This window comes from Paenibacillus sp. OAE614 (assembly GCF_040546645.1).
GTDB classification, from domain to species: domain Bacteria; phylum Bacillota; class Bacilli; order Paenibacillales; family Paenibacillaceae; genus Paenibacillus_AQ; species Paenibacillus_AQ favisporus.
Window position 1 is genome coordinate 6,733,746 of sequence record NZ_JBEPOD010000001.1, and the last position, 13,399, is coordinate 6,747,144.

Annotated in this window: 14 protein-coding genes; all 14 read right to left on the reverse strand. The window is 56.7% G+C overall.

The annotated features are described in order from the left end of the window. Positions 1 to 152 precede the first annotated feature (152 nt). On the reverse strand, positions 153 to 1,100 hold the full coding sequence (gene trxB, locus ABIE48_RS30815; protein ID WP_105445122.1) for a thioredoxin-disulfide reductase: 948 nt from the start codon (positions 1,098 to 1,100) through the stop codon (positions 153 to 155). 40 nt (positions 1,101 to 1,140) lie between these two features. Further along, positions 1,141 to 2,868 (reverse strand): tetratricopeptide repeat protein, encoded by a 1,728-nt coding sequence (locus ABIE48_RS30820; protein ID WP_192716166.1) that lies wholly within the window; start codon positions 2,866 to 2,868, stop codon positions 1,141 to 1,143. A gap of 353 nt (positions 2,869 to 3,221) precedes the next feature. After that, positions 3,222 to 4,169 (reverse strand): ribose-phosphate diphosphokinase, encoded by a 948-nt coding sequence (locus tag ABIE48_RS30825; RefSeq protein WP_105445120.1) that lies wholly within the window; start codon positions 4,167 to 4,169, stop codon positions 3,222 to 3,224. 164 nt (positions 4,170 to 4,333) lie between these two features. Then, positions 4,334 to 5,158 (reverse strand): histidinol-phosphatase HisJ, encoded by an 825-nt coding sequence (gene hisJ, locus ABIE48_RS30830; protein WP_192716167.1) that lies wholly within the window; start codon positions 5,156 to 5,158, stop codon positions 4,334 to 4,336. A 12-nt stretch (positions 5,159 to 5,170) separates the two neighbouring features. Further along, the gene (hisIE, locus tag ABIE48_RS30835; protein ID WP_192716168.1) at positions 5,171 to 5,872 is read right to left on the reverse strand and encodes a bifunctional phosphoribosyl-AMP cyclohydrolase/phosphoribosyl-ATP diphosphatase HisIE; all 702 of its coding nucleotides are present in this window, start codon (positions 5,870 to 5,872) and stop codon (positions 5,171 to 5,173) included. After that, positions 5,869 to 6,627, reverse strand: coding sequence for an imidazole glycerol phosphate synthase subunit HisF (gene hisF, locus ABIE48_RS30840; RefSeq protein WP_192716169.1), 759 nt, complete (start codon positions 6,625 to 6,627; stop codon positions 5,869 to 5,871). The genes hisIE and hisF overlap by 4 nt, the downstream gene beginning before the upstream one ends. Before the next feature lie 100 nt (positions 6,628 to 6,727). Then, entirely contained in the window at positions 6,728 to 7,468 is a 741-nt protein-coding gene (hisA, locus tag ABIE48_RS30845) for a 1-(5-phosphoribosyl)-5-[(5-phosphoribosylamino)methylideneamino]imidazole-4-carboxamide isomerase (RefSeq protein ID WP_192716170.1), read from the reverse strand. A 44-nt stretch (positions 7,469 to 7,512) separates the two neighbouring features. Further along, positions 7,513 to 8,133 carry an imidazole glycerol phosphate synthase subunit HisH gene (hisH, locus tag ABIE48_RS30850; RefSeq protein ID WP_192716171.1) on the reverse strand — a complete coding sequence of 207 codons (621 nt, stop codon included), beginning with the start codon at positions 8,131 to 8,133 and terminating at the stop codon, positions 7,513 to 7,515. A 2-nt stretch (positions 8,134 to 8,135) separates the two neighbouring features. Continuing rightward, a complete protein-coding gene (hisB, locus tag ABIE48_RS30855; protein ID WP_089549412.1) occupies positions 8,136 to 8,738 on the reverse strand; it encodes an imidazoleglycerol-phosphate dehydratase HisB in 603 nt (200 codons plus the stop codon). 3 nt (positions 8,739 to 8,741) lie between these two features. Then, a complete protein-coding gene (gene hisD / locus ABIE48_RS30860) occupies positions 8,742 to 10,037 on the reverse strand; it encodes a histidinol dehydrogenase (protein WP_192716172.1) in 1,296 nt (431 codons plus the stop codon). Between the two features lie 57 nt (positions 10,038 to 10,094). Further along, complete coding sequence (gene hisG, locus ABIE48_RS30865) at positions 10,095 to 10,727, reverse strand: ATP phosphoribosyltransferase (RefSeq protein ID WP_076173192.1); 633 nt, start codon at positions 10,725 to 10,727, stop codon at positions 10,095 to 10,097. A gap of 82 nt (positions 10,728 to 10,809) precedes the next feature. After that, the gene (locus ABIE48_RS30870) at positions 10,810 to 12,003 is read right to left on the reverse strand and encodes an ATP phosphoribosyltransferase regulatory subunit (RefSeq protein WP_192716173.1); all 1,194 of its coding nucleotides are present in this window, start codon (positions 12,001 to 12,003) and stop codon (positions 10,810 to 10,812) included. A gap of 205 nt (positions 12,004 to 12,208) precedes the next feature. Then, positions 12,209 to 12,748 (reverse strand): acyltransferase, encoded by a 540-nt coding sequence (locus ABIE48_RS30875; RefSeq protein ID WP_076173194.1) that lies wholly within the window; start codon positions 12,746 to 12,748, stop codon positions 12,209 to 12,211. Positions 12,749 to 12,755: 7 nt separating this feature from the next. After that, entirely contained in the window at positions 12,756 to 13,397 is a 642-nt protein-coding gene (gene ppaX / locus ABIE48_RS30880; protein WP_145027388.1) for a pyrophosphatase PpaX, read from the reverse strand. Positions 13,398 to 13,399 lie beyond the last annotated feature (2 nt).

Genomic DNA, 13,399 nt, shown 5'->3' on the forward strand with positions numbered 1-13,399 from the left:
CGGCGAGCGCCTGCCTGCAAATCATTCACAGAAATTTGCACGCATACAGGAGGAAACCTCTCCTCGGCAGGATCAGGTAGCGGCTCGTTCCCCCATTGTTATGTAAAAAGGAGCCGTCCCCGGCTCCTTTTCTATGTTCGTATTGATCCGCTTTACAGCGTTTCGCTCCAGTCATGCACCATGCTGCCTTCCAGGAACTTCTCGCAGTCCATGGCGGCCATGCATCCGGTACCGGCAGCTGAAATCGCTTGGCGGTAACGCACGTCCTGCACATCGCCGCAGGCGAATACACCTGGAATGTTCGTTTCGGTCGTTCCCGGCTTCACCTGAATGTAGCCGATTTCGTCGGTCGTAATCTGGCCGTCGAGGAACTTGGTGTTCGGCGTATGGCCGATCGCCACGAAGACGCCGTCTGCTTCGATCAGCTCTTCTTTGTTCGTTTCATTGTTGAGGACCTTCAGTCCCTTCACGCCGTGCTCACCGGCCACGATTTCAAGCGGCGTACGGTTAAGCGACCAGATGATCTTTTCGTTCTCGCGGGCGCGGTCCTGCATTATTTTGGACGCTCTCAACTCTTCTCTCCGGTGAACCAGCGTGACGCTGGAGCCGAAACGGGTCAAGAAGCTGGCTTCCTCCATGGCAGAGTCCCCGCCGCCGATCACGACGATCTTTTTACCGCGGAAGAAAAATCCGTCGCAGGTCGCACATGTGCTGACTCCGCGTCCGACGTTTTCCTGCTCGCCCGGAATGCCCAGGTATTTGGCCGAGGCGCCTGTGGAAATAATTACGGATTCCGCCTCAATCTCTCCCATGCCTTCCACGGATAGCTTGAACGGGCGCTTGGAGAAATCGACTTTGTTGACCCAGCCGGTTTTAAACTCGGCGCCGAAACGTTCCGCCTGCTTGCGCATGTTGTCCATGAGCTCAGGGCCCATAATGCCCTCCGGGAACCCCGGAAAGTTCTCTACCTCAGTCGTGGTGGTCAGCTGTCCGCCGGGCTGCATGCCTTCGATAACCAGCGGCTTCATGTTGGCGCGTGCCAGATAAATCGCGGCCGTCAGGCCGGCAGGTCCTGTTCCGATAACGATGGATTTGTACATGAGAATTGCCTCCTTTTCGAACGGAAATGAATGGGTCTATTTAGATATTCTCCGTAAATGGCCGGAAAATATCATCGCTTTCTTCATCCAGTGAACATACGCTGTCGATCCGCTTGACGTTGCGGCTCACCGTGGAGACCGAAACGCCATAGCGCTGGGCCACCTCCTGGTAAGTCAGGGCGCGTCCGTGCTTCTTGGCCGTCAAGTATTCCAGAGCCGCCGACCAGCCCTCCGCCTGCCTGATGAGAGGTGTCTCAGGATACAGCTTATTGATAAACTGGTGCCATAATTGCTGCACATGGTTTTTCTGTGCGCGGTCGGCCACCGTCTCCATGCTTTTCAGGGCCTTGTCGACGACGGACTGCAGCGTCACGTTCCACTTGGGCAGACCCGCAGCCACTTCACGGTATGCCGCTGCCCCGACGGCCGTGCCAGGAAGTTCGGAGCTCTCAACCCCGAGATCCCGCAGCACCCGACGCGCTTCAGCTTTGAGCTCGCTCAGCACGTCCGGGTCTTCAAGGAAGGTCATCAGCGTCTCCTTGACTTCGTCATCGGCAATCCAGGCCAAGGCCCGGATGACCTGCAGCTTGGTACCGGAATCTCCATACCGGAGCGCCCAGGAGAAGGAAGACCGAATCAGCGGGTTGTTCTTGATCTCCTCGGACATGCCCTCCCCGTCCTTCTCCCACCGCTTCAGCTGCTCTTCAAAGGGCAGATGATATTGATAGCTGAGCTTGACGCTTCCGCCAAAGCCCTCCTTCAGCTGGTCCAAATAAAACCGGGGAATTTCCGATTCCGGGTCCAGCTTCATGGCCGTGCTCCAGTAACGAGCCGCCTCCTTGCCTCTGCCGCTATTATAAGCGGCGACCGCTGTGTAATGGTAGAGGCTCGGATCATCGTTGAGCTCGTCATCCTTCAACAGCCGGCGGAAATGACCGTAGGCCGCTTCATGCCGGCCCAGAATCCCCATCGTCGTCGCAAGCTTGAATACATGCTCCTGATGAAAAGGAACCGTAACCTCCAGCATCTTCATCATGCCATCTAAAGCTTCAGTATCCCCTTCATGCTGGTAAAAAACCGCCAGGTTGCACAGTCCATGCAAATTTCCCGGCTCCAGGGACAGTACTTCGCCGATGGTCTCCTTGGCTTTGCGGAACAAGCCCATGTAATAATAAGCAAGGGACAAGTTGTTGCGCGCCGCAAGAAAGTCGGGGTCTTCCTTCACGATGCCTTCCAGCAGCTCGGCCGCCTGGGCAAACTTCCCTTCTTCCATCAGGGACCGCGCGCGCTCGTGCTCCACGATGCCTCCGCGGCTCTTGATCCGGCTCAGTTTGGTCGGCCGCTTCAGCTCATACTGAAGCAGCTCCATCATTTCTTCAGCTTCGTCCAAAAATTGCCCGGCCGGGTCCTCCTCCAAATACGTGACCAGTGCGCGTTCCGCTTCCTCAAAGTTCTCCATGTTGGCGTAATTGTTGGCCATATAGAAGTAACACTCTGTCATGGTCGCATCCACATGCTCCAAAATGTGCGCAAGAACGGCGTTCGATCCTTCATAATCGCCCATCTCTGATAATATACCCGCCATATTGCAATGATTCACCGGATTTTCCGGCTCATATTCAACAGCTTTGCGAAAATATTTTAATGCCTTATCGTATCGGTGCCGGTCCAGAGACCGAACCGCTCGTTCAAAAAAGAAATTGGCATCCATTTGAATGGGTATTACTTTTTGGTGTAGGTCCTCCGCCCGCAGATGATAATCGTTCATTCCTAAGCAAGGCACCTCCTTGATTGCTGGATAGAACGAACCGAAGCCACCGCTTCGCCCCTCTGGAATCAGAGAGTACATACGCCGAACTTTAAGTTCAATCTATCCAGAACAGTATACCATAAGATGCAAGGGGCATCTAAGCCATAATCTACTATAAGAAAAGTGTACGTCGACGTAAATTCATTGAAGACAGACCGCGTTTATGGGTAACTTTTCTTGCGATATAAGGAAGTCCGTGTCCTCGAAGCTTATACTTTCTTATATCTAAAGAGAAATCTACAATCGAAATTTATTCAAGGGGGCCAGACCGCATCCATCCCCCGCGTAAGCGCAAAAAGACCCCGGGGCAGCTATACCCCGGCGTCCTTGAACAAAGTGGCGATCGACCCGCCCTCGATAATAATCCGTGTGGCCCGCGCCAGCATTGGCGCAATCGTCAAGATGTGCAGCTTCTCCGGCCGTGCTTCCGGGATGGCGATCGAATCCGTCACCACGATCTCCCGGATATGGGGATGATCGAGCCGCTGCAGCGCGTCGCCCGAGAACAAGCCGTGCGTGGCGCATACAATCGCCTCGGACGCCCCGCGCTCCTTCAGGCCTTCGACCACATTGACGATCGTCGATCCCGTATCGATCAGGTCCTCGATGATAATCGGCGTCCGTCCCTTCACATCGCCGATGACATGCGTAATGACGGACTCGTTATGCGCAGGTCTCTTCTTGATCATGATCGCAAACGGAGAATCGAGGTGATTCGCCAGCTTCTCCGCGGTGGACGCCCTTCCGGCGTCCGGCGACACGATGACCGGCCGGTCGATTTGAAGCGATTTCAAATGACCGCTGATGAGGTCCAGCGCCGTGAGATGGTCGACGGGAATATTAAAAAAGCCCTGAATAGCAGGTGCATGCAAATCAACAGTAATGACCCGGTTCGCCCCGGCCGTTGTCAGCACGTCCGCCACCATTTTGGCCGTAATCGGTTCACGCGGTGCGGACTTGCGTTCCTGGCGAGCATATCCGTAGTAAGGAACGATAATGTTCACCGTACGGGCCGAAGCACGCTTGGCCGCATCAATCATGACCAGCAGCTCGACGAACAGTTCATTAATGGGATGAGACAGGGACTGCACGAGGAAGACGTCGCAGTTGCGGATGCTTTCCTCATAGTTCACATAGATTTCCCCGCTTTTGAAACGGGAAAGCTTAACGCTGCCCAGCTCCGCACCCAGCATATCGCAAATTTTTTCAGTTAGAACAGGATTCGATGATCCGGAAAAAATACGCAGCTTATGTTGCATACGACCCTCCTGATAACCCGTCTTCTATACTTAGATTATACATCGGTTCGCTCCCGGAATGAAATCGCGCCGATGAGTCCGGCGGAAAAAATGTTTCCACCCCTGTCATCGGCGCCACTTCAGACGGCCCTTGCCTGCAGCAGACCGTACACTTACAAGGCTGCTTATAGCTCCAGCGGAATCCGACTGCGCTCCCGCCCTTCGAAAACAACGAGTTCGCGGAAGCCAACCTCCCAAAGCATGTTTCGGGCGGCTTCCAGATTTTCGCCCAACTTGAGCGGGTCATGAGCGTCTGAGCCTACCGTGAGCGGAATCCCCAACCGGTAGGCCTCCTCCAGCATGCGCCGGGACGGGAACATTTCTGCGCAGGGCTTGGACAATCCCGACGCATTTAGCTCCATCGCCACCCCGCTGGCCGCGACAGCGGCAAGGGCGGCGTTTTCCAGCGCTTCTACTTCGCTCGCAGCCTCGGGGCCTGGCTGGTACCCGAACCGCTTGATCACGTCCAGATGGCCCATAATGTCGTAAAAGCCGGTGGCAGCCGCCTTTTTCACCGCATCATAATACGTTTCGTATACCTTCAGGACATCCTTGCCTTCCCAGCCTTGCACCTGACGGTGATCCGTAATGTCCCATTCGCCCAAAAAGTGCACCGAACCAATAATATAATCCCAAGGGTATGCGTTCACGATCTTCTCAATTTCCGCCTCATAGCCCTCGATATAGTCGCCCTCCAGGCCGACCCGAATGTCGATTTGGCCGCGGTAGCGCTCCTTCAAAGACAGGCACTCCTCCACATATCGCGGAAGCTCCTCCATCGGCATCGCCATCTCCGGGTAATACGAAGCCGGGTCCACATGAAGCAGCGGCATATGGTCGGACAAACCGATCTGTCCCAGCCCGATGTCAACCGCGCGGCGCACATATTCCTCGAGCTCGCCTACGGCGTGGCCGCACCGGACATGATGGGTATGATAATCGATGTACATAGCGTTTTCCCCCTAATCCCGGCGGGGACGCTCGTGGCGGCGGTCCAGCTCGGCCATGATATCATCCAGGGGCAGCTTGCGTTCCTGCAGCAGCACCAGAAGGTGATAGATCAGGTCGCTGACCTCAAGGCGCAGCTCGTCGTTGTCCTTGTTTTTGGCTGCGATGATCGTCTCTGCGGTTTCCTCGCCGACCTTTTTCAGAATTTTATCGACGCCTTTATCAAAAAGATAGGTCGTATACGCGCCTTCCGGACGCTCCTTCTCGCGTTCCGCGATCACCTGCTCGAGCTCCTCCAGCACCGCAAAGCGGTGTCTTCCTTCGCCCGCCGCACCGACGCCATCGGCGGATTGCTCCTGTCCCGGAACGGCAATGCCGCGGTAAAAGCAGGTTTCCTCGCCGGTATGGCATGCCGGACCCTTCGGATGGACCAGGAACAGCAGCGTGTCACCATCGCAGTCATAGCTGGCAGACACAATGCGCTGAGTGTTGCCCGACGTCGCTCCCTTGTTCCACAGCTCCTGCCGCGAGCGGCTCCAGAACCAGGTCTCCCCGGTTTCGATCGACCGCTTGAGCGATTCTTCGTTCATATAAGCCATCATCAGCACTTTACGCGTCGTGGCGTCCTGAATAATGGTGGGTACGAGGCCGGCCTCGTCATAACGGATTTGCCCCTGCACCTGCTCCAGGGAGAATTGCTGTATGTTGCTGCTCATCGGATTTCAACCCCTTTTTGCTTTAAGTCCTGCTTTAATTCCGGTATCGATATTTCCTTGTAGTGAAAAATGGTAGCTGCCAAGCCCGCATCCGCCTTCCCCTGCGTGAAGACTTCGGCAAAATGCTCCTTCGTCCCCGCTCCGCCTGAAGCGATCACCGGAATCCGGACAGCGTCCGCGACCGCTGCGGTGAGAGGAAGGTCAAAGCCGTCCTTCGTGCCGTCAGCGTCCATGCTCGTCAGCAAAATCTCTCCCGCTCCGAGGGCTTCCGCTTCCTTCACCCAGTTCAGCGCCCGGATGCCACTGGCTTTGCGTCCGCCGTGCGTGTAGACCTCCCACTCGCCCCAAGCTTCGTTATACTTGGCGTCTACAGCCACGACGATACACTGTGAGCCGAACCGGCGTGCGCCTTCCGATACGAGCTGGGGATTCAGGACGGCCGCCGTGTTGATGCCGATTTTGTCCGCGCCTGCGCGCAGAATCCGCTTCATGTCATCGACATGGGAAATGCCGCCGCCTACCGTGAACGGTATCGCGATTTCCCCTGCGGTTTGCCGCACGACCTCCACCATGGTGGCGCGTCCTTCCACCGACGCCGAAATGTCCAGAAATACCAGCTCATCCGCGCCTTCCTTGTCGTACAGCGCCGCGAGTTCCACCGGATCGCCCGCGTCCCGCAAATTTTCAAAATTAACACCCTTCACCACACGGCCGTCCTTAACGTCCAGGCAGGGAATGATTCGTTTTGCCAGCATGGGCCTCGCTCCCTCTCTTTTCGTGCTCACATGGTAGTCTGACTACCGTTTATCCCTTTATATCTGCAAAAGAGAGCTTCCGCTCTCTCTATCCTCACGCTTATGCTTGTTCAGCGATTCGCCGCAGCGCATTCGTAAGCTGAATGCTGCCCGTGTACAACGCCTTTCCGACGATAGCTCCGCCCACGCCGTCGCCGCGGTGTCCGCTGAGGTTCAGCAGGTCCTCGGTGACCGTCACGCCTCCCGAAGCGATCACGGTGCGTCCGCTGGCTTTGGCCAGTGACACGATGGCCTCGATGTTCGGCCCCTGCATCATGCCGTCGCGGGAGATATCGGTGAAGATGAACGTTTCCGCTCCTTTGGCCGCCAGCTCTTTAGCCAGTTCCTCTGCCTTAACCTCCGATGTCTCCAGCCAGCCGCGTGTCGCCACATAACCGTTCCGCGCATCGATTCCGATCGCCACGCGGTCTCCATAAGTGCCGAGCACCGCCTCAGTAAAGGCCCGGTCCTCGATCGCCGCCGTGCCGATAATGACCCGACTCACGCCAAGGCCCAGCAGGCGCTTCACGTCATCCAGGGTGCGCAGTCCGCCCCCGACTTGAACGGGGACTTGAACGCCTTTGGCAATGGCTCCAATGACCTCGTCGTTCACCGGGCGTCCTGCCTTGGCGCCGTCCAGATCCACCAAATGAATATAGGCACCGCCCTGTGCTTCCCAAGCCTTGGCGGCCTCGAGCGGACTGTCGTTATATACCGTTTCCTGATTGTAATCCCCTTGAACCAGCCGTACGCATTTGCCTCCGCGAATATCGATGGCCGGATAAATGATAAATGAAGACATCGTTCTCCCCGCTTTCCTGTTATTCCACGCCGGTCAAGAAGGCGTTAGACCTTCGCTCCCGTCAGCCGCAAAAAGCTGCGCAGCAGCTGCACGCCCAGCTCACCGCTTTTCTCCGGATGAAACTGCATGCCATATACCGATCCCCGGCCCACGATCGCGGTCACCGGACGGCCGTAATCCGTTACCGCCAGCAAATCGGCGGGTTCGTCCGGCAGCACATGATACGAGTGGACAAAATACACATGGCCCTCCGTCAGGCCGGCCAAGAGCGGGCTGTCCTTTTGCATAAACTGAAGCCGGTTCCAGCCCATGTGGGGCACCTTCAGTGCCCCATCCGGGAAACGGACCACCTTGCCCGGTAAGATGTTCAATCCCTCATGCTGTCCATGCTCCTCGCTACTGCTGAACAGCAGCTGCATGCCGAGGCAGATACCAAGCAGCGGCTTGCCGCCTTCAGCGGCCTCCCGGACTACCCGGTCAAGCCCGGTCTCGCGCAGGTGCTCCATCGCGTCGCCGAACGCGCCAACGCCGGGCAGGATGACGCCGTCAGCCCCAAGAATGGCTTCACGGTCGCCCGTCACAAGCGCCTCGGTGCCGAGACGTTCGACGGCCTTGCTGACGCTGTGCAGGTTGCCCATGCCGTAATCCACAATGGCGATCGTCACGGTTACAGCACTCCCTTCGTTGATGGAACCCCCGTAACCCGCGGATCGATGCTGGTCGCCTCATCCAGCGCGCGTCCCAGCGCCTTGAACACCGCTTCGATCATGTGGTGCGTGTTCTGGCCGTAATGAACAATGACATGCAGCGTAATGCGTGCCTCCAGCGCCAGCTTCCACAGAAACTCATGCACCATTTCAGTGGAGAAGCTTCCGACTTGGCTGGAAGGATACTCCGCCCGGTATTCGAAATGCGGACGATTGCTCACGTCGATCACGACCTGAGCGAGCGCCTCATCCATTGGAATGAACACGTTCGCGTAGCGCTTGATGCCCTTTTTGTCACCGAGGGCTTCCCTTAATGTTTGGCCGAGGCAGATGCCGATGTCCTCCACCGTATGGTGGTCGTCAATCTCGATGTCGCCTTTGGCCTTCACTTTCAAATCAAACTGGCCGTGCTTCGTAAACAGGTCCAGCATATGGTTCAAGAACGGCACATCCGTTTCCAGTTCGGATACCCCGGTGCCATCGACGCCAAACGTCAGCTGAATGTCGGTCTCGTTCGTTTTGCGGCTGATGCTTGCACGGCGTTCGCTGCTTTGATTAGTCATGTTCTAGTCTCTCCCTTCGATTTCGCGTTTCAGCCGGACCTCAATGGCCCGTGCATGCGCTTCCAGCCCCTCGCCGCGCGCCAGCTCCATAATCGCTTCGCCGTTTTTCAGGAGCGCTTCCTTGCTGTAATAGATCATGCTCGACTTTTTAATAAAATCATCGACATCGACCGGTGAAGAAAACCGGGCCGTGCCGTTTGTCGGAATGATGTGGTTGGGTCCGGCAAAATAGTCCCCTACCGGCTCGGAGCTGTACGCTCCGAGGAAAATCGCCCCGGCATTCTCGATCAGCCCGACGATCGCCATCGGATCCTGGACCATCAGCTCCAGGTGCTCCGGCGCCAGCCGGTTGACGACCGATATGCCTTCCTTCAGCGACTCCACCACGATGATGGCTCCGTAACCCTCCACCGAAGCCGCCGCGATATCCCGGCGGGGCAGGCTCTCCAGCTGCCGCTTCACCTCGGCAGCGACCGCGTCCGCCAGCTGCCGCGAAGGCGTCACCAGAATCGCGGACGCCATCTCGTCATGCTCGGCCTGGGACAACAGGTCGGCCGCCACGAATTCGGGGTCGGCCTGCTCGTCGGCCAGCACGACGATTTCGCTCGGCCCGGCGATGCTGTCGATGTCGACCGCACCGTACACTTCCCGCTTGGCCAGCGCGACATAAATATTGCCCGGCCCGCAGATCTTATCCACCGGCGCGATCGTCTCCGTGCCGTACGCCAGTGCCGCGATGGCCTGGGCGCCGCCAACCCGGTAAATTTCATGGACGCCGGCTTCCGCGGCCGCCACCAGAATATACGGGTTGATGCCCTCTTTTCCGCCCGTCGCCGGCGGTGTCACCATGACGATCTCCGGGACGCCCGCCACCTGGGCCGGAATGACATTCATCAGGACGGATGACGGATAGGCCGCTTTCCCGCCCGGCACATAGACGCCGACCCGCTTCAGCGGACGGATGATTTGCCCCAAGATGCTGCCGTCAGGCTGCAGATCCATCCAGGAGTTTCTTTTCTCTCTCTCGTGGAACGCGCGAATATTGCGCGCCGCAGCCGAAATCGCTTCGACGAACGATGGCTCAACCTTTGTGTAGGCCGCCTTCAGCTCCTCTTCGGTCACGCGCAGGCCCGATGCCGTCAGCTTCGTGCGGTCGAGCTCTGCCGTGTACCGGAGCAGCGCTGCATCGCCCTCCTGCTTTACGTCCTGCACGATCCGTTTGGCGGCTGCATTTTGCTCCGGCGTGCCGTACTCGACCTCCCGCCGCAGATCAAAATCCTCAACCGGTACGATTTTCATCCCATTCTCCCCCTCTGCTATCTCTTCGCCATCCACTCTGCTTGGCTTTATCCCGAACTATTCCGAAGCGGAAATCACTTTCTGAAGCCGGTCGCAGAGCGACTGGATTTGCCCGTTCTTCATCCGGTAGCTCACCCGGTTGGCCACCAGACGGCTCGTTATTTCAAAGATGCTGTTCATTTCCACCAAACCGTTTTCCCGCAGCGTCTGACCGGTTTCCACCATATCGACGATCCGGTCGGAAAGCCCGATCAACGGCGCAAGCTCGATGGAGCCGTTCAGCTTGATCACCTCGACCTGCTGCCCCTGCTCGCGGAAGTACTGCGACGCCACGTTCGGGTACTTCGTTGCCACGCGCTGCTGAATGCCCGGCTTCCAGTCAGGCAGACCGATCACGGACATCCGGCATCTGGCGATACCTAAGTCCAGCAGCTCGTAGACATCGCGATTTTCTTCCATCAGTACGTCCTTGCCGACGATGCCGATGTCCGCGGCGCCGTATTCCACGAAGGTCGGCACATCCACCGGTTTGGCCAGAATGAATTCCATGTCCAGCTCCGGCAGCGGAATGACCAGTTTGCGCGACTCATCGACCTCTTCCGGGATCGGAAGACCGGCTTCACGGAACAATGCCGACGCTTTTTTATAGATCCGCCCTTTCGGCATCGCCACTTTTAAAGTTTCTGCCAACGTTCTCCCTCCTGCTTCTAATTGTTGATCTATCTATCTCAATTCGCTGTTTATGTTTTTCTAATCCGGCCCCAGGTTCCCTTTACCCCAAACTCTCGCCAAAAGTGATAACCTCTCCATAAGCTTGGCTGGTCGCCCCTGGTTGCGCCGTATCCGGGCCGGTATGATCTCCGTCGATCAACAGCGTAACAACCGATTGTCCCTGCGCACGAAGCCTCGCCGCCTCCGCCAGGCCTTCCTTGCGATGAGCTGCGTCATAACGGACGAGAACAGGCAGCACAGCCGCTTCCTGCACGCCGTTGACGCCATCCAGAATACGGTTCGTTTTCAGCGCGAATCCCGTCGCCGGAACGTCCCGTCCAAACTGCTTCAGCAGATTGTTGTATCGTCCGCCGCTGCAGACCGGGAAGCCAAGCTCGGAGGCGTAGCCTTCAAACGTCATTCCTGTATAGTAGGAAAAGTCTCCGATCATCGTCAGATCGATAAGCACGTGCTCCGACACGCCATACGCCTCCAGCACCTCCCATACTTTGCACAAATGGCTGATGGATGCTCTTGCGAGCGGATGACCGCTCAGCTCCAGAGCCTGATCGCAAATTTCCTGGCATCCGCGCAGACGGAGAAGTCCTTCGAGCCAATTCCGCTGTTCATCCGTTACACCCAGCTCGCTGATCGTTTTACGGAAACCGACGAAGTCCCGGCTGAGCAGGCCCTCTTTCAGTGATTGCTGAGCTTCGGTTGATCCGGGGAGGATTTCATCAAACAACCCGTTGAGAAACCCAACGTGGCCCATGGCGATTTTAAAAGAAGACACACCCGCCGCCTTCAAAGATTCGATGGCCAGCGCCACGACCTCGGCATCCGCTTCGGGAGAATCGTCACCGACGAGCTCGACGCCGGTCTGAAAAAACTCCGCTTCCCGTCCGGCTTCTTCCTCAATGGCCCGGAACACGTTCGCGTGGTAAGACAACCGGATGGGCAGAGGCTCTTCCTTCAGCAGCGACGAGACCACCCGGGCGATCGGAGCCGTCATATCCGAACGAAGCACCAGTGTGGTGCCCCGGTTATTCAACAATTTAAACAGCTTGCGGTCCGACGTGGAGCTTGCCACGCCTACCGTATCGTAATATTCCATCGTCGGCGTCATGATTTGCCGGTAACCCCAGCGGCTCATGCAGTCAAGCACGTCGCGCTCGATCCGGCGCAGCTTGGAGACCGCATAAGGCACATAATCGCGGACGCCTGAAGGCTTTTCAAAACCCTTCGGCTTGGTCACGTCCCATCACCTCGAACAGTTATATTTCTTCATCACGTTAAAGTGCTACCATACTACCAAAGTAAAGAATAATGGCTATATTAACATGAAAAGGCAGATTCGTCAATTGCCATACGTTTCACTTCCATGCACTTGCTTCGGCTTGATACAAAAAAAACATTCAAAATCCAAGCTTTTGAATGTTTCGTATGTGCGGCCGCTGCCTTTATTCATCCGATGCCGGCACTGACGAGGAATGCGCATCCTCCTCCGTTTTCGAATCCGAACGTCTCAGCTCGCGCAGCGGGTTTCCGCCGACAAAGGCACCCGCCGGTACGCTCTTGTGCACGACGGATCCGGCGGCAATGACAGCGCCGTCTCCAATCGTGACTCCCGGCAAAATGGTCGTATTCGCTCCGATCAGCACATTGCTGCCGATCAGGACTTGTCCCAGCCGGTATTCCTTAATCAGATATTCGTGGGCGAGAATCGTCGTGTTGTACCCGATCACCGAATTGTCCCCGATCGTAATGTTCTCCGGAAAAAACACGTCCACCATGACCATCAGACCAAATGCGGCATGCTCTCCCACCTTCATCCCCAGCAGGTGACGGTAGATCCAATTCTTTAGCGGAAGAATCGGGCAGTACCGGGCCGCCTGTATACATATGAAATTTTTAACCCCTTTCCAAGGGCTGACCGTTCTATAGATTTGCCACAGCGCGTTCGGGCCTTCGACCGGGTAACGGGTCACGTTTCTGCTCACAATCGCCTTACTCCTGTTCCACCAAGGAATATAAATCGGTCATATCATGCAGTATGTAATCCGGATTATACTCGCGGAGCACCTTCTCGCCTTTCAGCGACCAAGCGACCCCTGCAGACCGGGCGCCTGCCGCCTTGGCGGATTGAATATCCACCGGGCTGTCCCCGACCATCAACGTTGCTACCGGATCCGCTCCAAGCTGGCTGATGGCCATCAGCACCGGCTCCGGATGCGGTTTGGGATGCTCGACGTCCATCACCGTTACAATCGCCTTCATATACTTGTCCAGCCCGAACATCTCCAGCACGCGGAACGTCCCCGGCTTGTTTTTGGTGGTCACAACCCCCATCGTAATGCCGCGCCGGTCCAGTTCCTTGATTACCTCCAGCACATGCGGAAAAGGCTGCACCATCTCGTCGTGATGAGCGTCGTTATACGTCCTGTAAGCCTGGTGAAAATGGGTCACATCCTCGCTCCCCGAGAAAAACTGGAGCTGTTGCTCCAGCGTCATCCCCATTTTGGGAATGATCACTTCCCGGGTCAGGGGAGTCGGCACATGCTTCTCTAGTACATGCATAAACGAGCTGATAATCAATTCATTCGTATCAATAATCGTTCCGTCCAAATCAAACAGTACGGTATCTATCATGC

Excerpts from the sequence above, each read along its gene's own strand:
- trxB (WP_105445122.1), bottom strand. The coding sequence starts at position 1,100 with ATGTACAAATCCATCGTTATCGGAACAGGACCTGCCGGCCTGACGGCC.
- ABIE48_RS30820 (WP_192716166.1), bottom strand. The coding sequence starts at position 2,868 with ATGAACGATTATCATCTGCGGGCGGAGGACCTACACCAAAAAGTAATA.
- ABIE48_RS30825 (WP_105445120.1), bottom strand. The coding sequence starts at position 4,169 with ATGCAACATAAGCTGCGTATTTTTTCCGGATCATCGAATCCTGTTCTA.
- hisJ (WP_192716167.1), bottom strand. The coding sequence starts at position 5,158 with ATGTACATCGATTATCATACCCATCATGTCCGGTGCGGCCACGCCGTA.
- hisIE (WP_192716168.1), bottom strand. The coding sequence starts at position 5,872 with ATGAGCAGCAACATACAGCAATTCTCCCTGGAGCAGGTGCAGGGGCAA.
- hisF (WP_192716169.1), bottom strand. The coding sequence starts at position 6,627 with ATGCTGGCAAAACGAATCATTCCCTGCCTGGACGTTAAGGACGGCCGT.
- hisA (WP_192716170.1), bottom strand. The coding sequence starts at position 7,468 with ATGTCTTCATTTATCATTTATCCGGCCATCGATATTCGCGGAGGCAAA.
- hisB (WP_089549412.1), bottom strand. The coding sequence starts at position 8,738 with ATGACTAATCAAAGCAGCGAACGCCGTGCAAGCATCAGCCGCAAAACG.
- hisD (WP_192716172.1), bottom strand. The coding sequence starts at position 10,037 with ATGAAAATCGTACCGGTTGAGGATTTTGATCTGCGGCGGGAGGTCGAG.
- ppaX (WP_145027388.1), bottom strand. The coding sequence starts at position 13,397 with ATGATAGATACCGTACTGTTTGATTTGGACGGAACGATTATTGATACG.